Source organism: Mesorhizobium sp. M1143, assembly GCF_040318435.1.
GTDB lineage: Bacteria > Pseudomonadota > Alphaproteobacteria > Rhizobiales > Rhizobiaceae > Mesorhizobium.
Window position 1 is genome coordinate 40,536 of sequence record NZ_JAMYMJ010000021.1, and the last position, 19,419, is coordinate 59,954.

The 19,419-nt window shown below is 63.9% G+C and carries 22 protein-coding genes and 1 pseudogene; 8 read left to right on the forward strand and 15 right to left on the reverse strand.

Annotated elements, in window-relative coordinates:
- Window positions 1–3 precede the first annotated feature (3 nt).
- The 3 genes from NKH35_RS16185 to bcoG are packed head-to-tail and all read right to left on the reverse strand — an operon-like array spanning window position 4 to window position 2,662.
- Window positions 4–1,098 (reverse strand): carnitine 3-dehydrogenase, encoded by a 1,095-nt coding sequence (locus tag NKH35_RS16185; RefSeq protein ID WP_023732588.1) that lies wholly within the window; start codon window positions 1,096–1,098, stop codon window positions 4–6.
- 2 nt (window positions 1,099–1,100) lie between these two features.
- The gene (locus NKH35_RS16190; protein WP_023732589.1) at window positions 1,101–1,724 is read right to left on the reverse strand and encodes an HD domain-containing protein; all 624 of its coding nucleotides are present in this window, start codon (window positions 1,722–1,724) and stop codon (window positions 1,101–1,103) included.
- Between the two features lie 14 nt (window positions 1,725–1,738).
- Window positions 1,739–2,662 carry a 3-dehydrocarnitine:acetyl-CoA trimethylamine transferase BcoG gene (gene bcoG, locus NKH35_RS16195; RefSeq protein WP_023732590.1) on the reverse strand — a complete coding sequence of 308 codons (924 nt, stop codon included), beginning with the start codon at window positions 2,660–2,662 and terminating at the stop codon, window positions 1,739–1,741.
- Between the two features lie 78 nt (window positions 2,663–2,740).
- Between bcoG and NKH35_RS16200 the strand changes: the two genes are divergently transcribed.
- The gene (locus tag NKH35_RS16200) at window positions 2,741–3,721 is read left to right on the forward strand and encodes a GlxA family transcriptional regulator (protein ID WP_023668864.1); all 981 of its coding nucleotides are present in this window, start codon (window positions 2,741–2,743) and stop codon (window positions 3,719–3,721) included.
- Between the two features lie 61 nt (window positions 3,722–3,782).
- On the opposite strand, the gene NKH35_RS16205 is transcribed toward NKH35_RS16200, so the two are convergent.
- A complete protein-coding gene (locus NKH35_RS16205; RefSeq protein WP_023668865.1) occupies window positions 3,783–3,986 on the reverse strand; it encodes a hypothetical protein in 204 nt (67 codons plus the stop codon).
- Window positions 3,987–4,191: 205 nt separating this feature from the next.
- Complete coding sequence (gene xylA / locus NKH35_RS16210; protein ID WP_023732592.1) at window positions 4,192–5,517, reverse strand: xylose isomerase; 1,326 nt, start codon at window positions 5,515–5,517, stop codon at window positions 4,192–4,194.
- Between the two features lie 114 nt (window positions 5,518–5,631).
- Between xylA and NKH35_RS16215 the strand changes: the two genes are divergently transcribed.
- Window positions 5,632–5,994 (forward strand): nuclear transport factor 2 family protein, encoded by a 363-nt coding sequence (locus tag NKH35_RS16215; RefSeq protein ID WP_023732593.1) that lies wholly within the window; start codon window positions 5,632–5,634, stop codon window positions 5,992–5,994.
- Between the two features lie 191 nt (window positions 5,995–6,185).
- Here the strand turns inward: NKH35_RS16215 and xylB are convergent, their stop codons facing one another.
- From xylB to NKH35_RS16230, 3 genes are all read right to left on the reverse strand, one after another.
- Window positions 6,186–7,640: a xylulokinase gene (gene xylB / locus NKH35_RS16220; RefSeq protein WP_023684280.1), complete on the reverse strand. Its 1,455-nt coding sequence runs from the start codon at window positions 7,638–7,640 to the stop codon at window positions 6,186–6,188.
- Window positions 7,641–7,721: 81 nt separating this feature from the next.
- Window positions 7,722–9,047 (reverse strand): tetratricopeptide repeat protein, encoded by a 1,326-nt coding sequence (locus NKH35_RS16225; RefSeq protein ID WP_023732595.1) that lies wholly within the window; start codon window positions 9,045–9,047, stop codon window positions 7,722–7,724.
- Window positions 9,048–9,071: 24 nt separating this feature from the next.
- Entirely contained in the window at window positions 9,072–9,695 is a 624-nt protein-coding gene (locus NKH35_RS16230; RefSeq protein ID WP_023732596.1) for a LysE family translocator, read from the reverse strand.
- 229 nt (window positions 9,696–9,924) lie between these two features.
- On the opposite strand from NKH35_RS16230, the gene NKH35_RS16235 reads away from it, so the two are divergent.
- The 6 genes and pseudogenes from NKH35_RS16235 (at window position 9,925) to NKH35_RS16260 (ending at window position 14,447) form a co-directional block, all read left to right on the forward strand.
- Window positions 9,925–10,692: a L,D-transpeptidase gene (locus NKH35_RS16235; protein WP_023732597.1), complete on the forward strand. Its 768-nt coding sequence runs from the start codon at window positions 9,925–9,927 to the stop codon at window positions 10,690–10,692.
- A gap of 99 nt (window positions 10,693–10,791) precedes the next feature.
- Window positions 10,792–11,958: a diphosphate--fructose-6-phosphate 1-phosphotransferase gene (locus tag NKH35_RS16240; RefSeq protein ID WP_023732598.1), complete on the forward strand. Its 1,167-nt coding sequence runs from the start codon at window positions 10,792–10,794 to the stop codon at window positions 11,956–11,958.
- Window positions 11,958–12,722: an MBL fold metallo-hydrolase gene (locus tag NKH35_RS16245; RefSeq protein WP_050587501.1), complete on the forward strand. Its 765-nt coding sequence runs from the start codon at window positions 11,958–11,960 to the stop codon at window positions 12,720–12,722. Before NKH35_RS16240 ends, NKH35_RS16245 begins: the two co-directional genes overlap by 1 nt.
- A gap of 27 nt (window positions 12,723–12,749) precedes the next feature.
- A pseudogene (locus NKH35_RS16250) lies at window positions 12,750–12,968 on the forward strand (PDZ domain-containing protein); the annotation flags it as partial.
- A 130-nt stretch (window positions 12,969–13,098) separates the two neighbouring features.
- Window positions 13,099–13,710 (forward strand): molybdopterin-dependent oxidoreductase, encoded by a 612-nt coding sequence (locus NKH35_RS16255; protein WP_023690266.1) that lies wholly within the window; start codon window positions 13,099–13,101, stop codon window positions 13,708–13,710.
- The gene (locus tag NKH35_RS16260) at window positions 13,707–14,447 is read left to right on the forward strand and encodes an FAD-binding oxidoreductase (protein ID WP_023690265.1); all 741 of its coding nucleotides are present in this window, start codon (window positions 13,707–13,709) and stop codon (window positions 14,445–14,447) included. Before NKH35_RS16255 ends, NKH35_RS16260 begins: the two co-directional genes overlap by 4 nt.
- Before the next feature lie 45 nt (window positions 14,448–14,492).
- Here NKH35_RS16260 and NKH35_RS16265 read toward each other — a convergent pair whose 3' ends face one another.
- The 7 genes from NKH35_RS16265 to NKH35_RS16295 form a co-directional block, all read right to left on the reverse strand.
- Window positions 14,493–14,789 carry a hypothetical protein gene (locus NKH35_RS16265; protein ID WP_352915366.1) on the reverse strand — a complete coding sequence of 99 codons (297 nt, stop codon included), beginning with the start codon at window positions 14,787–14,789 and terminating at the stop codon, window positions 14,493–14,495.
- On the reverse strand, window positions 14,786–15,565 hold the full coding sequence (locus NKH35_RS16270; protein WP_352915368.1) for a nucleotidyltransferase family protein: 780 nt from the start codon (window positions 15,563–15,565) through the stop codon (window positions 14,786–14,788). Before NKH35_RS16270 ends, NKH35_RS16265 begins: the two co-directional genes overlap by 4 nt.
- Window positions 15,565–16,257 carry a glycosyltransferase family 2 protein gene (locus tag NKH35_RS16275; RefSeq protein ID WP_245260725.1) on the reverse strand — a complete coding sequence of 231 codons (693 nt, stop codon included), beginning with the start codon at window positions 16,255–16,257 and terminating at the stop codon, window positions 15,565–15,567. The genes NKH35_RS16270 and NKH35_RS16275 overlap by 1 nt, the downstream gene beginning before the upstream one ends.
- Window positions 16,242–16,994 (reverse strand): glycosyltransferase family 2 protein, encoded by a 753-nt coding sequence (locus NKH35_RS16280; RefSeq protein ID WP_352915371.1) that lies wholly within the window; start codon window positions 16,992–16,994, stop codon window positions 16,242–16,244. The genes NKH35_RS16275 and NKH35_RS16280 overlap by 16 nt, the downstream gene beginning before the upstream one ends.
- Before the next feature lie 33 nt (window positions 16,995–17,027).
- Window positions 17,028–17,771: a glycosyltransferase family 2 protein gene (locus NKH35_RS16285; RefSeq protein ID WP_023690261.1), complete on the reverse strand. Its 744-nt coding sequence runs from the start codon at window positions 17,769–17,771 to the stop codon at window positions 17,028–17,030.
- On the reverse strand, window positions 17,768–18,817 hold the full coding sequence (locus NKH35_RS16290; RefSeq protein WP_352915375.1) for a serine kinase: 1,050 nt from the start codon (window positions 18,815–18,817) through the stop codon (window positions 17,768–17,770). The genes NKH35_RS16285 and NKH35_RS16290 overlap by 4 nt, the downstream gene beginning before the upstream one ends.
- Before the next feature lie 151 nt (window positions 18,818–18,968).
- Complete coding sequence (locus NKH35_RS16295) at window positions 18,969–19,391, reverse strand: PqqD family protein (RefSeq protein ID WP_023690259.1); 423 nt, start codon at window positions 19,389–19,391, stop codon at window positions 18,969–18,971.
- Window positions 19,392–19,419: the final 28 nt, after the last annotated feature.

Consider the following 19,419-nt stretch of genomic DNA (forward strand, 5'->3'; position numbering starts at 1 on the left):
TCCTCAGCCCTTCTTCTTTTTCTTCGGCTTTTCCGCCTTCTTCACCGGCTTCGATGCCTTGGCCTTTTCGGCGGCCCTGGATGCGGCCGGCTTCTTCGCCGCCAGCTTGGCCAGTTGCTTGGTATAGTCCTTGTGCAAGGCGCCGGCGCCCCAGCCTTTGCCTTTGTTCTGTTTCGACAGAGCATCCATGATCGCGACCAGATTGTCGTCGCGGATCTTTTCCAGCTCACGGATCGACAGGCCGTGCGCCTGGTCGTCCGACTGGGTGGCGATCAGATCGACCAGCTCGTCGTTGAACTCCGGCACGTCCATCAGCTTGGTCCACGGCCATTTCAGGCACGGCCCGAACTGCGCCATGAAGTGGCGCATCCCGGCTTCGCCGCCGGCGACGCGATAGACCTGGAACATGCCCATCTGCGCCCAGCGCAGGCCGAAGCCATAGCGCATGATGTCGTCGAGTTCCTCGACGGTGCAGATGCCGTCCTTGATCAGCCACAGCGCCTCACGCCAGGCCGCTTCGAGCAGGCGGTCGCCGACAAAGGCCTCGATCTCCTTGCGGATCACCACCGGCTTCATGCCGATCGATGCATAGATCTCCTTTGCGACCTCGATCGCCTCTGGAAAGGTCTGTTCTCCGCCGACGATCTCGACCAGCGGCAGCAGATAGACCGGGTTGAAGGGATGTCCGACAACCAGACGCTCCGGATGCTTCTTCATCGCCACCTGCATGTCGGTCGGCTTGATGCCCGAGGTGGACGAGCCGACTATGGCGTTCGCCGGCGCATAAAGGTCGATCTCGGCCAGCACGCGGTGTTTGAGGTCGAGCCGCTCCGGCACGCTCTCCTGGATGAAATCGGCGTCGGCCACCGCCTCGGCGATGGTCTTGGCAAAGGTCAGTCTGCCTTCCCTGGGCAGGCCGCCTGGAACCATTTGCTTGTAGGCGCGGCGCGCGCCCTTCATCACTTCCGAGACCTTGCGCGATGCCTCCGGATCGGGATCGAAGATCGACACGTCGATGCCGTTGAGCAGCAGCCGCGCCACCCAGCCGGCGCCAATGACACCGCCGCCAATGGCGGCTGCCTTGTTGATGATGCTCATGGTCAGGCTCCGGTTCTTGTCTTGGCGGTTTCGGGGTCGATGAGAGGCACGCGCTCGCCGGAGCGGATCACGGAGGGGTCGTAGGCCTTGCGGGCGAAGACTTCGAGCACGAAGGGCCAGAAGAATTCGATCGGCAGCGTGTCGTAGTCCGGGTCGAAGCTCGACTGGTCCCAGCGTTCGCAAAACTGGTCGCAATCGTCGAAATAGGCATGGCCGGCGAAGCGGTCGCGAGCATGGCGGTTGCCGCCGAGATGATGCGCGTAATAGAGCCGCTGGAAGTCGCCATGCTTTTCCACCACCCAGGTGCATTGCTCGCGCACGAAAGGTTTCAGGATCGAGGCGGCGTATTCGTCGTGATTGTACGGTGCGTAGATGTCGCCGATGTCGTGCAGCAGCGCGCAGGCGATCCAGTCGGTGTCGGCGCCGTCACGCCAGGCCCGCGTCGCCGCTTGCAGCGAATGGCCGAGCCTGGTGATCTTGTAGCCCGACAGGCCTTCGTCGAGTTGCACCAGTGCGTCGAGCAGCCGCTCGCCGGTCCTGGCGGCATAGTCGATCTCATGGGCGGTCAGGAACTCATAGTCTTGCCTGTCGCCATCCTTCATCGCAGTGAATTTGACGGTAGCCATGATCCGCTCCCGTCTTAAGCAGCCGCTGCGATCGGCGCCCGCTTGGTGAGGTTGAGCTTCCTGCGCACTTCCTCCGGCCCCAAAATCCTGGCGCCGAGATTGGTGACGATGCTGGCGGCGCGCTCGACCAGCTGCGCATTGGTGGCCAGCACGCCCTTGTCGAGCCAGAGATTGTCTTCGAGACCGACGCGAACATTGCCGCCGGCGAGCACTGCAGCGGCTGCATAGGCCATCTGGTTGCGGCCGATGGCGAAGGCCGACCAGTTCCAGGTCGACGGCACGTTGTTAACCATGGCCATGAAGGTGTTGAGGTCGTCCGGCGCCCCCCACGGCACACCCATGCAGAGCTGCACCAGCGCGTCGGGATTCAAGATAGTTTCTTCGACCAGCTGCTTGGCGAACCAGAGGTGGCCGGTATCGAAGGCTTCGATCTCCGGCTTGACGCCGAGCGCCGTCATCATGCCGCCCATTGCGCGCAGCATGCCGGGCGTGTTGGTCATGACATAATCGGCCTCGGCGAAGTTCATGGTGCCGCAATCCAGCGTGCAGATTTCTGGCAGGCACTGGCGCACATGTTCCATGCGGTTGGTGGCGCCGCCCATATCGGTGCCTTTTTCATTGAGCGGCAGCGGCGCTTCCGGTGAGCCGAACACCATGTCGCCGCCCATCCCGGCGGTCAGGTTCAGGATCACATCGACTTCTGCCGCGCGGATGCGGTCCGTCACTTCGCGGTAGAGATGGACATCGCGGCGCGGCTTGCCGGTCTCGGGGTCGCGGACATGGCAGTGGACGATGGCGGCGCCGGCCTTGGCCGCATCGATCGCCGAATCGGCGATCTGCTTGGGCGAGCGTGGCACATGCGGGGAGCGGTCCTGCGAGCCGCCGGACCCGGTCACGGCACAGGTAATGAAAACCTCACGGTTCATCGCGAGCGGCATGGACATCTCCTCCCCATAGAAACAGACCCTAACAATGACCGACTTGCCGGAAACTGTTTTGCAATTTACGAAGCTCTCGTGATCAAAAGCGAAAAACCGACCATCTTTCGCGCTGAGCGATCGCCGCTCAAGGTGACGCTGCTGGTGTTTTCAGGCTCGTCCATCATGTGCGTGGCGTCGACCGTCGACCCGCTGCGCGCCGCCAACCGCATCTCAGGCGAGACGCTGTTCGATTTCAAACTGGTCTCGGTCACCGGCGAGGCGCCGGTCACCACATGCGGCCTGCCGGTGGCGGTCAGGGGCCGCTTCGATGCGGCCGAGCCGACCGACGTGCTTGTCGTCGTCGCCGGCTTCGGCACCCAGAATTACGCGACATCGGCTCTGCTTTCCGGATTACGGCGAGCGGCCCGCGCGGCTCGCGCCTGCGGCGGCGTCGAGGCCGGCACATGGCTGGTGGCGCGCGCCGGCCTCCTCGAAGGCCGCAGCGCCACCACCCATTGGGAAGACATGGAGGATTTTTCCTCCGCCTTTCCCGGCGTCGACGTGCGTCCGGACCGCTACGTCATCGACGGACCGGTGTTCACCTCGGGCGGGGCGTCGCCGACCTTCGACCTGATGCTGCATCTGATCCGCACCCGGCTCGGCATGGCCGTCGCGCTCGATGTCGCCAGCGTCTTCATCTACGACCAGGCGCGCGCCGCGACCGACGCGCAGCCGCTGGTCTCGCTCGGCCGGCTCGACGGCTACGACCCGCGTCTGGCGCAGGCTATCCGGCTGATGGAATCGCATGTCGACCAGCCGCTGACCATCGACGCGGTGGCAAAACGCGCCGGGGTGACGGCGCGGACATTGGAGAGCATTTTTCGCAAGTCGATCGGCGAGACGCCGGGCGCATATTATCTCAGGCTGCGGCTGGGCGCGGCGCGGCGGCTGGTGGTCGACACGCGGATCGCCATGGCGGATATTGCCGGGCGGACGGGGTTCTCGTCCGCCGCGGCATTTTCCAGAGCGTTTTCAAGAGCGTTCGGCGAAGCCCCGGTCAGGCTGCGCCGAGGTTGATGCATGTCGCCCAAAAGTGTGTCGCGGTTTTGGGATTACGACATGCACAGACAAAGGGAGATCAGGCTGCGTTCTGTCGATCGCTGCCGGCGTCCATCTGCGAGCGCATCTGCCTCGCCAGACGGACTTCAAATCGGCTGCTGACAGCACGATCCCATTCGTTTTTCACGCTGTCGGTCGGCCGCGGCAGCGCCATCAGCCGGTCGATGATCGATCCGGTCTCGCCGGATGAGAGCAGGGCGTCGATTTCGCGTTCATGCTGCATATCGGTTCGCCTCCTTCCTTTTCACCCGCCACAACCGCATCCTTATACGAGATACGTGACGGCAGTTTGAAGGCAAGAGCGAGGTCATTGAGGGGCGCCAAAGGGCAAACCCTTGTCGTCGGATAGGGTCTTGCGCAAACCCCATTCCGGGGCGACCGGAATGTTATCCAGCCACCCTTGAGCACAACGAATCGGCTTTCCGCCCTCAGACGTAGCGGTTGACGATGTTTTCCAGCAACTCCTGGCGGCCGGAGCGTGGCTGCGGCTCGATCTTCTTCTTCACCACGCGCTCGGCGATGTCTTCCAGCGAGCGCTTGCCCGACAGCATCGCCTTGCCCTCGGCCGTGTTCCAACCGGCATAGCGCTCGGCCAGCGGACCCGACAGCGCCTTGTCCTCGACCATCTTGGCGGCTGCCTTGAGGCCTCGTGCGCAGGAATCCATGCCGCCGATATGGCCGATCAGCAGGTCCTGCGGGTCGAGCGACTGGCGGCGCAGCTTGGCGTCGAAATTGGTGCCGCCGGTCTTGAAGCCGCCGGCCTGCAACACCTGGTAATAGGCCAGCGCCATCTCGGGCACATTGTTGGGGAACTGGTCGGTGTCCCAGCCCGACTGGTAGTCGTTGCGGTTCATGTCGATCGAGCCGAAGACGCCGAGCGCATTGGCCAGCGCCAGCTCGTGCTCGAAGGAATGGCCGGCAAGAATCGCGTGGCCCTGCTCGATGTTGAGCTTCACTTCCTTCTCCAGCCCGAAGCGCTTGAGGAAACCGTAGACCGTGGCGACGTCGTAGTCGTACTGATGCTTGGTCGGTTCCTGCGGCTTCGGCTCGATCAGGATCGTGCCTTTGAAGCCAATCTTGTGCTTGTAATCGACGACGAGATTGAGGAAGCGCCCGGCCTGCTCCTGCTCGCGGGCAAGATCGGTGTTGAGCAGCGTTTCATAGCCCTCGCGCCCGCCCCACAGTACATAATTCTCGCCCTTCAGCCGCTTGGTGACGTCGATGCAGCTTTTCACCGTCGCCGCCGCATAGGCGAAGACATCCGGATCGGGATTGGTGGCGGCGCCCGACATGAAGCGGCGGTTGGAGAACAGGTTGGCCGTGCCCCAGAGCAGCTTGACGCCGGTCTTCTTCATCTTGGCGGCAAAATAGTCGGCGATCTCGTCGAGCCGCGCGGCACTTTCGGAGAAATCCTTTCCCTCGGGCCGCACGTCGGCGTCGTGGAAGCAGAAATAGGGGGCGCCGAGCAGCGAGAACATCTCGAAGGCGACGTCAGCTTTCAGCTTGGCCAGCTCCATCGTGTCGATGCCGCCAGCCTTGGGAAACCAGGGCCGGTCGAAGGTCTGGCCGCCAAAGGGATCGCCGCCCGGCCAGGCGAAAGAATGCCAGTAGGCGACGGCGAAGCGCAGATGGTCTTCCAGCCGTTTGCCGGCCACCACCTCGTCGGGATTGTAGAAGCGGTAGGCCAGCGGATTGGTCGAATCCGGCCCCTCATACTTGATCGCTTTGATGTCGCCGAAAAATCCGCTGCTCATGATTTCTGTCCTCTCTCGAATAGTTCGCCCTGATTACCTCAGGCGTAATTGGTTTCGCTCTCGCTTGGGGGTGAAAAGGCTCGTGTCAAAGCCACTCAACGAAGGAGACAGACCATGACCGACCTCAACACGATCGCCGAGAACTACATCACCGCCTGGAACGAGGCCGATGCGGATCGCCGTGCCGAACTGCTCAAGGCCACCTTCACCGAAGACGTCAGCTACCGCGATCCGCTCATGCAGGGCGACGGCCACGCCGGCATTGCTGGGCTGATCGACGGCGTACAGCAGCGCTTCGCCGGCTTCCGGTTCTCGCTGAAGGGTACGCCGGACGGGTTTGGCGACCGCATCCGCTTCTCGTGGAATCTTGGGCCGGAAGGCGTGCCGTCGGTTATCGAAGGCACCGATATCGGTGTTATCGAAAATGGGCGCCTGAAGAGCGTCACCGGGTTTCTGGACAAGGTGCCGGCGCAGTGATCGATTAAGGGTGGCGCGAGACACCCCCCTCTGCCCTGCCGGGCATCTCCCCCGCAAGGGGGGAGATTGGCTGGCATCCACGCCTTCGCTAATCACCCACCTTACAAGACTGGCATACCCGCCGACGCTGCCGATCTCCCCCCTTGCGGGGGAGATGCCCGGCAGGGCAGAGGGGGGTGCCTCGCGCTCACTCACGCCATGGCGCCCTTGATCGCCGGATACAGCGCCCGGTAGCGCTGATAGGCATCGGCATACGCCCCGCCAAGCGGGACATCCGGTTCGATCGTCGCATCCGTCCTCGGCGCCGTACACACCGCCAGCGGATCGGCTCCGATTGCAGCGATCAGACCAAGCCTCGCCGCGCCAAAGGCAGCACCGAAATCGCCGTCGGCCGGAATGTCCACGGGCACCTGCAGCGCCGTAGCGATCGCCTTCAGCCAGTAGCGCGAGCGCGAGCCGCCGCCGATCGCGGTTACCCGGGTCAAATCCGTGCCGGCGGTCTTCAGGGCTTCGAGACTGTCCCGGAATGCGAAGGCAACGCCCTCGAGCACGGCTTGCGTCAGCACCGCGCGGCTCGACTCATGCGCCAGTCCGGTGAAGGACCCACGAACGGCGGAATCATTATGCGGCGTGCGCTCGCCCGAGAGATAGGGCAGGAACGACACCCCGCTCGGCGCTTTCAGCACATCGCCAAGTTCGGCGGTCAATTCGCCGGCCTTCTTGCCTGAAATCTCCGACAGCCAGTTCAGCGAATCGGTCGCAGACAGGATGACCCCCATCTGGTGCCAGGTGTTGGGCAGGGCATGGCAGAAGGTGTGCACCGCGCTGGCCGGATTGGGCAGATAGGACGCGTTGGCGGCAAACAGCACGCCAGATGTGCCCAGCGACACAAAAGCGTGGCCGGCGCCGACCGTGCCCATGCCGCAGGCCGAAGCAGCATTGTCGCCGGCGCCGCCGGCAACCGGGGTGCCCGATGCTATGCCCCAGCTGGCGGCCAGTTCGGCGCGCAAGGCTCCGGCCTTCTCCGTGCCTTCGACCAGCGACGGCATCTGCCTTTCGTCGAGCGATGTCGCCGCAAGCAACTCGGGGGACCAGCGCCGTTTGCCGACATCGAGCCAGGAGGTGCCGGCCGAGTCGGACATTTCTGAGATATGCTCGCCGGTCAGCCACAGCCGCAGGAAATCCTTCGGCAAAAGCACCTTCGCCACTTTGGCGAAGACGGAGGGCTCATTGTTCTTCACCCAGGCGAGTTTCGGCGCCGTGAAGCCGGGGAAGACGATATTCCCGGTGAGTTGGCGAAAGCGCGGGTCGGCATCGAGCGCCGCGGCCTCAGCGTGGCTGCGCGTATCATTCCACAGAATGCAGGGGCGCAGCACCTGGTCGCCGGCATCGAGCAAGGTGGCGCCATGCATATGGCCGGAAAGGCCGATGCCCTTGACCGCGGCAAGCTCTTTCGGGTGCGAGGCTTTCAGCTCGGCAATGGCCGTCTCGCAGGCGCGGATCCAGTCCGTGGGGTTTTGTTCGGACCAGCCGGGATGCGGCCGCGATACGTCAAGCGAAGCATGGCCGGAGCCGATGATCTTCTGCCCGGCATCGATCAACAGCGCCTTGACGCCCGACGTGCCGAGATCGAGGCCGAGATACATGCATTCCTCCCATTGCCATTAATTTTTTCGGGTCTCGAAAAAATCTGGCTTGCCAGTTTTTAAAACAAGATCCGCCGCGGGTCAATTCTCTGACAAATTGGCGGCGCGTTGCGAAAACAGCGCCGACAGCGGACTGTCCGGCCGGGCCAGTGCGCGCTCGGCCGTCAACGCCCGGGCAAGCGCTGTGTCGCCGGCGCGCAACGCCGCCTCGATCAACGAGAGATCAATCACATCGCGCTGGGCGTGGCTGCCGCCAAAGCGATGGGCAATGGCGCGGATCGGTCGAATCAGGCGCACCGCTTCGCTGTAATTGCCCTCGCCGAATGCCTTGATGCCTTCCGTCAGTGGCTGGCCGACATCCCGGGTGAAGGCGGCGTTGTCGTCGCTGGCGCGCATCGCCTCATGCTGGGCTTCGAGCAAGATCTTGACCGGCGCTTCGAGACCGGCGCCGACGAATGCCATCATCGCATGCGCATCGTTGAAGGCGTAATTGCCGGCTCCAGCCTTGGGCGCCCAGTTGGCAGCGAGCGCTGCCCAGCGGTCGCCGACATCGACACCGCCGAGATAAAGCCGCCACAGGATCGCAGAGGCGTCGACCATGTTCAGCGCCAGCGTCGAACGCTCGCCATAGATCGGCCCGTCATAGAGCTTGAGCACCTCGTCGATCTCGCCGAGATCGTAGTGGAACAGCGCCAGATGCCACCAATTATGCACCTGCAGGAAGCTTTCTTTGGTCCACGCCTCGGGGTTGGCGCGCATCCAGGCGATGCCGTCGCGTTGCCGGCTCTGCATCTCCATGACATGGGCGACCGCATGCTGCGCCCAGCCGTCTCGCGGCTCGATCTCGATCGCCTGTCGGCCGAAACTTTCGGCTCTGATATAGTCGCCCATCTCCTCGAGACCGAAGGCCTGCATACCGAGAATGGCGTGGTAACCTGGCATGCCGCTCTGCCAGGACGGCAGCGCGCGGCTGATACGGTCGCGCAGCATGCGGGCATTGCCGGTGAAGAAGTCGATCTGGTGGCCGACCTGCAACGCCACCGCGTCGAGCGGGTTGTCGATGGCGATATCTTCGAGCAGGCGCGCGGCGTCATGCCAGCGTCCCTCGGCAAGGTGGCCAAGGGCCGCCACATGCGCCTGTTCGCGCGGCGTCGCGGCAAGCGGCAGTGCCGCAGCATGGCATGCCTGGGTGACCGCCATTGCCTCGCGTTCGGTGGCGAGGCCGAACAAATACCCCTTGAAGACATGCGCCATAACGAAACCGGGATCTGCCGATATGGCGCGGTCAACGGAGCCGACCGGGTCGCCGACGAAGCATTGCAATTCATGAACGGCCTGGTTGTAGGGTGAAAACCCGGCCTCGGTCGCGCCCGAAAACATTAGGCCGAATGGATCTCTTACTGCCATATCGGCCCTGATGCTCCGCAGTTCCTAATGGCCCGAGCGCATCGCCACCGTGGCGATCCCGGCGCCGACCAGCAGCGTGCCGCCGGTGCGGTTGAAGATGCGGATCGCCTTGGGGTTGCGTACGACGTTGCGGGCGCGCGCCGCAATCAGCGCGTAGCCGAAGGCATTGGCGAAGGCGAGCGCCAGGAAGGTCGTTTCGAAGATCAGCATCTGTGTCCAGAAATCGGCTTCCCGATTGAGGAACTGCGGCAGGAAGGCGACAAAGAAGGTGATGCTCTTCGGGTTGAGTGCGGTGACCAGCCAGGCGTGCGCCATCATCTTGGCGGCCGAGACGGCATCTGTGCGTGGTTCGGCTTTGAGCGCGCCGCCGGCGCGAAACAGTTTTACCCCGAGATAGATCAGATAGCAGGCGCCGATCAGCTTCAGAATGGTGAACACGGTCGCCGACGCGGCCAGCAGCGCGCCGATGCCCAGCATCGACAGGGTCATGGCGGTGAAGTCCCCCAGCGCCACGCCGACGGCCATCGGCAAGGCAGTGCGCCAGCCCTGGCCCAGCGCATAGGACACGACCAGAAGAATGGTCGGGCCCGGAATGATGAGCAGGACGGTGGAGGCGGCGGCGAAGGCGGCCCAGTTTTCGAACGACATCTTTGTCTCCTTGAGCGCAAAGAAAAGGATAAATCCTCGTGTGCGGAGGAATGTAAAGAGCCCTCTCCCAAAAATGCACGGCGGACCATTTCGCCCGACCGCTGCGGCTATTGGCGGCACAAGTTTAATGCCGGTCGTTGGGCCTTCACCCTTTTTCAACCATGTTTGGCGAAACTGCCTGCTATCCGGCCGGACCGTGTTTCCCGCCGACAGCGTAGGGTTTGGGTGCATGCGTGAGTTGCCGCAGAATGTGACGCCGCCAGCAAATGGCGACGCAAACGAGACCGAACATCTCTATTCCCGCCGCTTCGTCCTGTCAGGGGCCGGCGCCATGACGCTGCTCGGCATGGCCGGCTGCAGCACTTCGACGCTCGAGCTGCCGCAATTCCAGCTGGATGACACGGTCACCGGCTCGGTGCGGCCGATCCGTCCGGCGATCAGCGTCGACAAGAACGTCACCGGCCCCGATGTCATGTACGCTTCGCTCAACGATGGCGGCTTCGAAGTGCCGGCGGTGCCCTATCAGAAGGTCAAGCCGGAGTTCCGCCGCCAGATCGTCGTCAACGAGACCGGCGAGGCGCCCGGCACGATTGTCGTCCATCTGCAGGAGCGAAAGCTCTATCTGGTGCAGGAGGGCGGCGACGCCATCCGCTACGGCGTCGGCATCGGCAAGGACGGCTTCCGCTGGTCCGGCCGCGCCAACATCCAGTACGGCAAGGAATGGCCGAACTGGACGCCGCCGCCGGAGATGATCCAGCGCAAGCCGGAACTGGTGAAATGGCAAAACGGCCAGCCCGGTGGCCTCACCAACCCGCTCGGCGCACGCGCTCTTTACATCTACCAGGACGGCAAGGACACCGGCTACCGCATACACGGTTCGCCGGAATGGGCGAGCATCGGCCAGGCGATGTCGTCGGGCTGCGTGCGCCTGATCAACCAGGATATCATCGACCTCTACAGCCGCGTTTCCAAGAAGAACCCGGTCGTCGTCGTCTGATCCTGTGCGGCGGTTTGGCGCCGCTGGAAACTCCCGTTGCGCGATGCGGCAAGCTAGGCCAAGGTGCCTTGAAAACCACAGCGCCGGGAGAAATCGAGCATGGCTGGAACGTTTGTCATCGCACAGGGTGGCGGCCCGACCGCCGTCATCAACCAGACGGTTGTCGGGGCCACGCTGGAAGTCCGCAAGCGCCATCCCGGCGCCAAGGTGCTGGGCTCGCTCCACGGCGTGCGCGGCATTCGTGACGGCAACTATGTCGACCTCTCCGCCATCCCAGAGGACCGGCTGCGGCTGATCGCCGGCACGCCGAGTGCCGCGCTAGGCTCGACGCGCGACAAACCGGATGCCGCCTATTGCGAGGTCATCCTCAAGGGCCTGAAGAAGGCCGGCGCGGACGCCTTCATCTATATCGGCGGCAACGACACGTCGGGCACGCAGCAGATCCTGACCGACGCAGCCGGCGGCAGCATCGCTTTCGTCCATGCGCCAAAAACCATCGACAACGACCTCGAGGAAAACGACCACACGCCGGGCTTCATCTCGGCGGCCGAATTCGTCGCCGGCGCCTTCCTGTCCGTCGATCTCGATTTCCGCGCATTGCCCGGCATCTATGTCGGCATCGTCATGGGCCGGCATGCCGGCTTCCTCACCGCGGCGGCTGCAGCCTGGCAGCTCGATCCCGACAGCGGCCCGCATCTGGTCTACGTGCCGGAACGGCCGTTCTCCGCCGCCGGTTTCATCGACGACGTGCGCGCCACGCTCGACCGCCACAAGCGTTGCATCGTCGCCGTCTCCGAAGGAGTCAGCACCGCCGACGGCAAGGCGCTGGTCGAAAGCCTGGTGCCGCCGGACAAGCTCGAGCGCGACGCGCATGGCAACGTCAAACTGTCGGGCAGCGACCTGCCGTCAGCTCTGGAACGTGCGCTCGCCGAAGGCCTGCCGGGCAAGCGCGCCCGCGTCGATGCGCTTGGCTACATGCCGCGCGGCTATGTCGGCGCGATCAGCGCCGTCGACGCGCGGGAGGCTTTCGACGCCGGCGCCTTCGCGGTTGCCGTTGCCGGCGAAGGCGGTGGCTCGGTGGCGCTGCAATATGACGGCACGAAAACCGTGCTGAAGAAGGTGCCGCTGAAGAACGTCGCCGGCAAGACGCGCCATATGCCCGACGATTTCATGAAGCCCGATGTCAACCAGCTGTCGGAAGCGGGCATGGCTTACCTGAAGCGGCTGGTGCCGGAAAAATACAAGGTGGGAAAGCCCTTCGTCTGATGGGCGGCCGTTTTGGCGGCACCCGTTTTGGTGGCGAGCGCGTTGTCGGCGACTGGTTCGGCAAGACGATCATCGACGACCGCACGACGATGCTGACCGAGCCGTTCGTGCATGATTTCGTGCGCGCCAACATCTGGCATTTCAGGGGACGCGACGCCGACCTGCTGGTCGACACCGGCATGGGCATCTGCCCGCTGGCGCCTGAGATCGACACGCCCGAGGGCAAGCCGCTCATCGTTGTCGCCACCCACATCCATCTCGACCATGTCGGCTCGCTGCACGAGTTTCCGCTGCGCGCCGGGCCGCGGCACAGTGCCGAGCATTTCGAGACCATGAACGAGGCAGTGACCTACGCCTACATGTTTTGTAATCTCGACGGCGCCGTTTCGAAATTGCCGACGCCGGGCTGGACGGCGGCCGACTACAAGATCCCGCCGGCGCCGCTGACGCGCACGCTGGACGAGGGCGACGTCGTCGACCTCGGCGACCGGCAGTTCCGCGTCCTGCATCTGCCCGGACATTCGCCGGATTCGATCGCTTTGTTCGAAGAGACGGACGGGTTGTTCTTTGCCGGCGACGCCATCTACGATTCCATGCTGATCGACGACCTGCCGGATTCCTCCCGGCCTGATTATCGCCGTACCATGCAGCGGCTCCTCGATCTGCCTGTCCGTCTCGGCCATGGCGGCCATGGGCCGAGCTTCGACGGCAACCGGATGCGCGAGATCGCCACAACCTATCTCAGGCGCACCGAAGGCCGCTGACGACATTGTGATCGGAACCAGCGTGGCGCCGTGGTCGAGCGCGTCAATCCGGACAAGGCAGCCGCCAATGCGGGCCTGCAGCCGGGCGGCGTCATCGTCGCCGTCGACCAGTCGCCGGTGCGGAATGCGCGGCAAGCCAACCAGGCGATCGCCGAGGCCGGCAGATCGGGCCGGAAGTCGGTGCTGCTTTTGATCGATCGCGGCGACGCGCAAATCTTCGTCGCCGTATCCTTCGCCGCCGGTTGAGACATCATGGCAGGCTCGCCGGACCACCGACAGGCCTGCCGCACGGCCGCCGAAATTCCTATTGCCCGCCGCGACATCTTCGAGAACATTACGGCAGGCCGGCAATGGCCTGCTAAAAACGGACAGTCAAATGGTCACTCGCGGTTTTTCCTCCGGTCGAAAGCCTCCGACGGAGACCGATGCGCGCATTCCGCCCGGTCAGTATCTCGAACAGGGCTTTCCGGTGCTGTCGGCGGGGCCGACGCCGCGCGTGCGCACCGAGGACTGGTCGTTCACGCTCAAGCACGGGCCACGCCCGATCAAGAAGTGGAACTGGGCCGAGTTCAACGCGCTGCCCTTGACCAAGATGACGCGCGACATCCATTGCGTTACCGCCTGGACCAAGTTCGATACCGCCTGGCAAGGCGTGCTGGTCGACGATATCCTTGCCGATGCCGGCATCGAAGCGCCGACCGGCTTCCTGCTGGCGCATGGCTATGACGGCTATACCGCCAACGTGCCGGCCAAGGATCTCACCGAGGGGAAGGCGATGGTGGCGCTGCTTTATGAAGGCAAGCCGATCACGGCCGACCATGGCGGCCCGGCGCGGCTCCTGGTGCCGCATCTCTACTTCTGGAAATCGGCCAAATGGCTGAACGGGCTGCAGTTCACCGAGCGCGACGAGCCGGGCTTCTGGGAATTGCGCGGCTATCACATTTATGGCGACCCGTGGCGCGAGCAGCGCTATAGCGGCGATCCATGAGCGAAGCGCCGCAATCTCCCTGGCAGACGGCGAAAATCACCCGGATCGAAAAGCGGACGCCACGCGTTGCTAGTTTCTTCTTCGCGCTGTCACGGCCATTCGCCTATCGCGCCGGACAGCATGTCGATGTCAGGCTGACTGCGCCTGACGGCTACCAGGCGCGCCGCTCCTATTCCATCGCCTCGGCGCCGGAGAGCGGCGCCACGATCGAGCTGGTGATCGAGAAGCTCGACGATGGTGAAGTCTCGCCCTTCTTCCACGACATCGCCGCTGTCGGTGACGAGATCGAACTGCGCGGGCCGCTCGGCGGCCATTTCGTCTGGTCCGATGGGGATGGCGGGCCGCTGCTTCTGGTCGGCGGCGGCTCCGGCGTGGTGCCGCTGATGGCGATGGTGCGGCATAGAACCTTGCGCAAATCGGCGGTGCCGGTGGCGCTGATGTTTTCGGTGCGGGTCTGGGACGAGGTGATCTTCCGCGACGAGCTGATCGGCCTCGGCGACGGCCGCGACGGGTTCGAGCTGGTGCTGACGCTGACACGCGAGGCGGCACGGCGCCCGTCCGACTATTCGAGGCGCATCGACACGGCAATGGTCATGCAGGCGCTCACGCGGCTGCCGCGGCCGCCGGCGCTCGCCTTCGTCTGCGGGTCGAACACCTTCGTCTCGGCGGCTGCCCGGGCGCTGATCGACGCCGGCATACCAGCGGAAATCATCCGCACCGAGCGCTATGGCGTCTGAGAGGGCCACAGTGGTTCACCGTTTCATGGAGACAGCGACCCGCTCTCAGGCGGGTGAAAACCTTGCCGACAGCAATTGGAACGGCAGCGCGCCATAGGCGGCGACTTCGGCCTCATTGTCCCAGTTGCGGAACTGGCGCGATGGCCGTGCCTCGATCACCAGAGGCCGGCCGGTGTCGTCCACCGTTACCTTGCCGCGAAAGCGCAGCACACGTCCGCCGCCGGCGCGGCTGATCACCATGGAACGCAAGCGGGCGACGTGACCGCTGCCGGCATTGATTTCCATCTCGATGCGGCGGCGGACTGGCGGAACGACGATCCTGACGGTGACGTCCAGCATCATCTCTCCAGTCCTGTCCGGACGCGGCAGGGCCTGAGAAAGCGCGGACGGTTCCGGCGTCGCTCTTGCCTTGCGCAATGTCGGCCTGCCGCGCCAGACGGCAGCACGCGGACGCCATTGAAATCGGCTGACAGCGCCCGCTGCCAGATCGCCAGATCATCTTCCGCGCTTTGCTGCGACCCGTCATAAGCGAGCTGGTGCAGGTCGATGTCGCCGAAACTGCCCTTGAAAAAATTCATCGAACGCAAGGACGCCAGCCTGGTGCGCAGATATTGCGGACTGACGCCGGTGGCGATCTGCCAGTCGCGTTCGCTAAGCACATCGAAGGCGGCAATCATGGCCTGCGGGCGCATCAGTATGTCGATGTCATGCGCCACCCGGCCGCGCTGCGCCGACGCGTTAACGGCGATCCGGCTGGCGCCTTTGATTAGCATCACCGCGCAGCCGGCGTCGATCATGGCCTGTAGCGCCGGCTCGGCCTCGCGCGCAGCCAGCCGCGATTTGGTCCACAGCATCTTTTGCAGGCCGACAAGACGTGGATAGGCCGGATGCCCAGCGAGCTTGCGGCCGAACCTGTCGGAGATCGCGGCCAGCAGCCGATGCTCTCGGAAGGCAACATGGTCGATATCGTTCTCGTCGAGCCAGCGCGCCGCGTAACGCCCTGCCGCTTCTTCATCGGGCAGCAATGCGGCCTTCAGCAGCTGGTCGAGTCCGCCAGTTGGCCATGACCAACCATAGTCCGGAAACCGACGGCCGATACGGCGCATGGCATTGGCCATCAGTCGGCGCTCGCCTTTTTCGCTGCTCGCCTTTGCATGGCCAGCCTTACGACTTCGACATAACCGCGGTCGCGCACGGGGTCGCGTCCATAGGACATGCTGTCGGGCCGGATGCGGCGCAAGGTCAGGACATCGTCGAGCATGGCAAGCGCAAAGCCCGCCTCGCGGGCACGGGCGATCCAGTCGACCATGTCGCCGCGACCGCCTTGCGGGTCGATGATCGGACCGACGGCCTCGGCTACCTCCCGGCGGATCATCATCGTCGTGCGCGACCAGCCCGCCACCGCCACGTCCTGTTGCACATCGGGCTTGTCATCGCGAAACGTCCGCCAGTGGGCAAAGACTCCTGCCGTCGCGGGAAACCGCTCGAAATGCTCCAGCTGCCTTTCGATCTTGGTCGGCAGCCACAGATCGTCCGCATCGAGCGTGGCGACGAAGGGCGTCGCCAGCGCGGCGATGCCCCTGGTGGTGGCGCTGCCTGGTCCGGCATTGTCCTGGCGCAACACCTGCACCGGCATGCCCAGCGCATTGACCACCGCGACCGTATCGTCGGTCGAGCCGTCATCGACGACGATTATGGCGTCGGGCTGGACCGTCTGGGCCGCGACCGATCGCAGCGTCTCGGCGATGGTGGCGGTCGCGTTGAAGGCCGGAATGACGACGCCGTAGCTGGCCATCACAGGAAACGCCAATTCGCAAGTTCCTTGAAATCGAAGATGCCGTCGACAGGGTGCAAGGAGCGGTCGGCCTCGCGCCGTTTCATCGACTTGTAGACGGCGCGCATGAATTCGCGAAAAGGAACATCGGCCTGCCTGGTCATGTTGCCGGGATGGCGCCGGTAATAGAGCGCAACAGTGTCGGGCATCGTGAATTTCGGCCCGCTTTCGAAAGTGCGCAGCAGATAGTCGGTGTCCTCGGCCTGGTGGAAATCCTCGTCGAAGCTGCCGATGCGTTCGACCAACCGCCGGACGAAGATAGCGGGCGACAGGTGAATGCCGCGAACCGTCACCGAGTGGCTGTCGGCTGTCGGCTCCAGCGTATCGTCATCTATGTCGTCGACCAGCGTCATGCGCGAATAGGTGAGCTCGAGGATGGGGTCTGCGTCGAAACAGGCCAGATCCGGCTTGAAGCGGCCCGGCGGGGAAATGTCGTCGGAATCGAGAAACGATACCAGCCCGGTCTGCGGCAGCAATTGCCGCAAGCCCGCGTTGCGTGCCCGCGTCACCCCGGCATTCTGCTGCTGGAAAAGGCGAATGCACGGCGCCTCCGCGATCAGCGAGCGCACGACCGCCACCGAACTGTCGGTCGAACCGTCATCGATAACGATGATGTCGAGATCGGCGGCATCGCGCTGCCTCAGCAGCGAGCGCAGCGCCGAGCCGACATGGCGTTCGCGGTTGTAGACCGGCATGATCACGCTCAGCTTCACGCACGCATTCCAGGCTGTGATCTGTTCATTCTTTCACCACTCTGCCGGGCGCTTGATCTCGAAAAGCCCCTCGACCGGGCGCCGCGACGGATCGGCCTTGCGCCGCCGCAAGGATTTCTGAATTACACGTAGATATTCGCGCACCGCCACATCCCTTTGCTTGGTCAAATTGCCGGGGTGGCGCCGGTAGTATACCGCGACGGTGTCGGGAAAAATGTGCTTTGGGCTGGTTTCGAAAATGCGCAGCAGATAGTCGGCGTCTTCGCCCTGCCGGAACTCCTCGTCGAAAGCACCGGTACGGTCGATGAGTGCCCTGCGGAATATCCCGGCACTAAGGCTGACGCCGCGCACGGTACGACCTGCGCCGCCCGGCGCCGGCTGCAGGGCTTCGTCATCCATGAGATCGACGCGCGTCATCAGCGAGTAGGTCAGCTCGAGCGCAGGGTCGGCCGCGAACAGGGGTAGGCCAGCCTTGAATCGTCCAGCCGGCGAGACGTCGTCCGAATCCAGGAACGACACCAGTTCGGTTTGCGGCAGCAACTGCTTCAGCCCTGTGTTGCGCGCGTTGGCCACGCCCTGGTTGGCCTGCTGGAACAGGCGGATGCGCGACGCTTCCCGCATGATGGCGCGGACTGCTTCAACGGAGCTGTCCGTCGAGCCGTCGTCGACAACGATGATATCGAGATCGGCATCGTCGCGTTGCCTGAGCAGGGACCGCAACGTCGAAACGACATAGATCTCCCGATTGTACACCGGCACAATGATGCTCAACTTCATGCAGCGCCCCGAAGGACGAAATCCGCAATCGTGCCGGCGATCTCGCGCGGCTCGGTCCCCAGCGACAGCCGGTAGCATGGCAGGTCGCGGGTAAGCTCGCTGAAAAAGCGAAAGCCCGCTTCCCGTTCGCCCGGCATCTGCACGATGCCGGACGGCGCCAGGGCAATCATGGCATCCTTGCGCGATATGGGCATGACCGAGCTTCTCGCACCTCCCCTGATATGGGGCACTATCAAAGCAATAATGTCCAGACTTGCAGGAGTTGGTCGAGGCGCGATCTCGTCGATGTGAAAGGCATGCTTGCCTTGCCAGTTCAGCGGTTGGTACGACTCTAGCCGCTCCTCCAGCTTCAGCCGCCTGAAGCCCTCCGGATCCTGCTTGAGCGTGGCAAACAGCGGATAGGCCGTCACCCCCTCGGTCCGGTCGATCAGCACATAGTCGTCGCCGACGCTATCGAGCCCATTGAGCAGGCCGGCGACGACCGTTCCCGATTTGCCGGCTCCGCCAGAGCCCGCCAGCAGCACGCCCTTGCCATCGATGCCCAGCGTGCCGGCATGGGTAAGCCGCATGCCGCGCGCCGCATATTCCCAATGCAGGAAGGCGCGCAGCGGCGCCCCTTGTTCCCATGGCGGAAAGGCCTTGGCCGACATCATCAGCTGCGCCCCGACATGGCGTTGCGGATCATGGAACTGCCAGAAGTCGAGGTCATGATAGTAGCTGCCGCGCAATCCGGCCTCTTCCAGCCGGTTGGCAAAGGCATGATGGTTGTAATCGCCTCGGCCCCAGGTGCCCGGGGCGGGGACGCCATCGATGCCCGGGTGGACGACGAAAATGCGGCAGCCGTCAGATGCAGACGGATTGCCCGGAGCCGGTATGAAGGCATGGCCGATGGTATCTGCCAGCGTGCCATGGTCGAGATGGACACTCAGGTCCAGCCCCGGCAACCGGACGCTGGCGGCAACGGGATAGAAGGCGGCGGCGCTTTCCGCGGCCGCCAGCACATGGCGGGCATAATCCGGCAGGGTTTGCAGCGTGATCAAAGGCATGTGTTGGTTGTTCAGCGTCCAGAATTGCGCCGGGTCGCCTGATGCATGTCGCTCGGGGCGGCCCCGGTTTTGAGACGACGATATGCATAAAATCAAAGATCTAAGCGCGTCGCCTGAGTCCGTTCAAACGCGACGCGCTTTAGGGAAACGATTATGCCTGTTTCACCGCCGGCCAGCCGAGAGGTTCCTCGACCTCATGGATCGGGTCGACAATGATGAGATCGGCAAGGTCGTCATGGACCTCGACCTTGAGCGGCTCATTGCTGGCAGCAAGCGCGGCCGACAGCTCGCCTGAAAGCGGTTGCGCCGGTGTTTCGGCTGGCGCAAGCAACCCGAAATCGAGCAGTCGGGCAACGAAGCTTTCGAGGTCGGCCAGGCTTATTTTTGCGGCGCCCGCGGCAGCTCCGACCAGCGCTTCAGTGGCGACGCCGGACGACAAAGCCTGCCAGACCCGGCTGCCGGAATCGGAAAAGCCGAAATACTTACCGTTCGAAAGATCGAGAACGACGGCTTCGCCATCGAATGATTCGAAAACGATGTCCTTGCTTGCGACCGCGTAGACCCGCTGTTGCATCGCTCTGTCCCCCGTTCCATGCGCTCAT

Excerpts from the sequence above, each read along its gene's own strand:
- NKH35_RS16185 (WP_023732588.1), bottom strand. The coding sequence starts at position 1,098 with ATGAGCATCATCAACAAGGCAGCCGCCATTGGCGGCGGTGTCATTGGC.
- NKH35_RS16190 (WP_023732589.1), bottom strand. The coding sequence starts at position 1,724 with ATGGCTACCGTCAAATTCACTGCGATGAAGGATGGCGACAGGCAAGAC.
- bcoG (WP_023732590.1), bottom strand. The coding sequence starts at position 2,662 with ATGCCGCTCGCGATGAACCGTGAGGTTTTCATTACCTGTGCCGTGACC.
- NKH35_RS16205 (WP_023668865.1), bottom strand. The coding sequence starts at position 3,986 with ATGCAGCATGAACGCGAAATCGACGCCCTGCTCTCATCCGGCGAGACC.
- xylA (WP_023732592.1), bottom strand. The coding sequence starts at position 5,517 with ATGAGCAGCGGATTTTTCGGCGACATCAAAGCGATCAAGTATGAGGGG.
- NKH35_RS16215 (WP_023732593.1), top strand. The coding sequence starts at position 5,632 with ATGACCGACCTCAACACGATCGCCGAGAACTACATCACCGCCTGGAAC.
- xylB (WP_023684280.1), bottom strand. The coding sequence starts at position 7,640 with ATGTATCTCGGCCTCGATCTCGGCACGTCGGGCGTCAAGGCGCTGTTG.
- NKH35_RS16225 (WP_023732595.1), bottom strand. The coding sequence starts at position 9,047 with ATGGCAGTAAGAGATCCATTCGGCCTAATGTTTTCGGGCGCGACCGAG.
- NKH35_RS16230 (WP_023732596.1), bottom strand. The coding sequence starts at position 9,695 with ATGTCGTTCGAAAACTGGGCCGCCTTCGCCGCCGCCTCCACCGTCCTG.
- NKH35_RS16235 (WP_023732597.1), top strand. The coding sequence starts at position 9,925 with ATGCGTGAGTTGCCGCAGAATGTGACGCCGCCAGCAAATGGCGACGCA.
- NKH35_RS16240 (WP_023732598.1), top strand. The coding sequence starts at position 10,792 with ATGGCTGGAACGTTTGTCATCGCACAGGGTGGCGGCCCGACCGCCGTC.
- NKH35_RS16245 (WP_050587501.1), top strand. The coding sequence starts at position 11,958 with ATGGGCGGCCGTTTTGGCGGCACCCGTTTTGGTGGCGAGCGCGTTGTC.
- NKH35_RS16255 (WP_023690266.1), top strand. The coding sequence starts at position 13,099 with ATGGTCACTCGCGGTTTTTCCTCCGGTCGAAAGCCTCCGACGGAGACC.
- NKH35_RS16260 (WP_023690265.1), top strand. The coding sequence starts at position 13,707 with ATGAGCGAAGCGCCGCAATCTCCCTGGCAGACGGCGAAAATCACCCGG.
- NKH35_RS16265 (WP_352915366.1), bottom strand. The coding sequence starts at position 14,789 with ATGATGCTGGACGTCACCGTCAGGATCGTCGTTCCGCCAGTCCGCCGC.
- NKH35_RS16270 (WP_352915368.1), bottom strand. The coding sequence starts at position 15,565 with ATGGCCAATGCCATGCGCCGTATCGGCCGTCGGTTTCCGGACTATGGT.
- NKH35_RS16285 (WP_023690261.1), bottom strand. The coding sequence starts at position 17,771 with ATGAAGTTGAGCATCATTGTGCCGGTGTACAATCGGGAGATCTATGTC.
- NKH35_RS16290 (WP_352915375.1), bottom strand. The coding sequence starts at position 18,817 with ATGCCTTTGATCACGCTGCAAACCCTGCCGGATTATGCCCGCCATGTG.
- NKH35_RS16295 (WP_023690259.1), bottom strand. The coding sequence starts at position 19,391 with ATGCAACAGCGGGTCTACGCGGTCGCAAGCAAGGACATCGTTTTCGAA.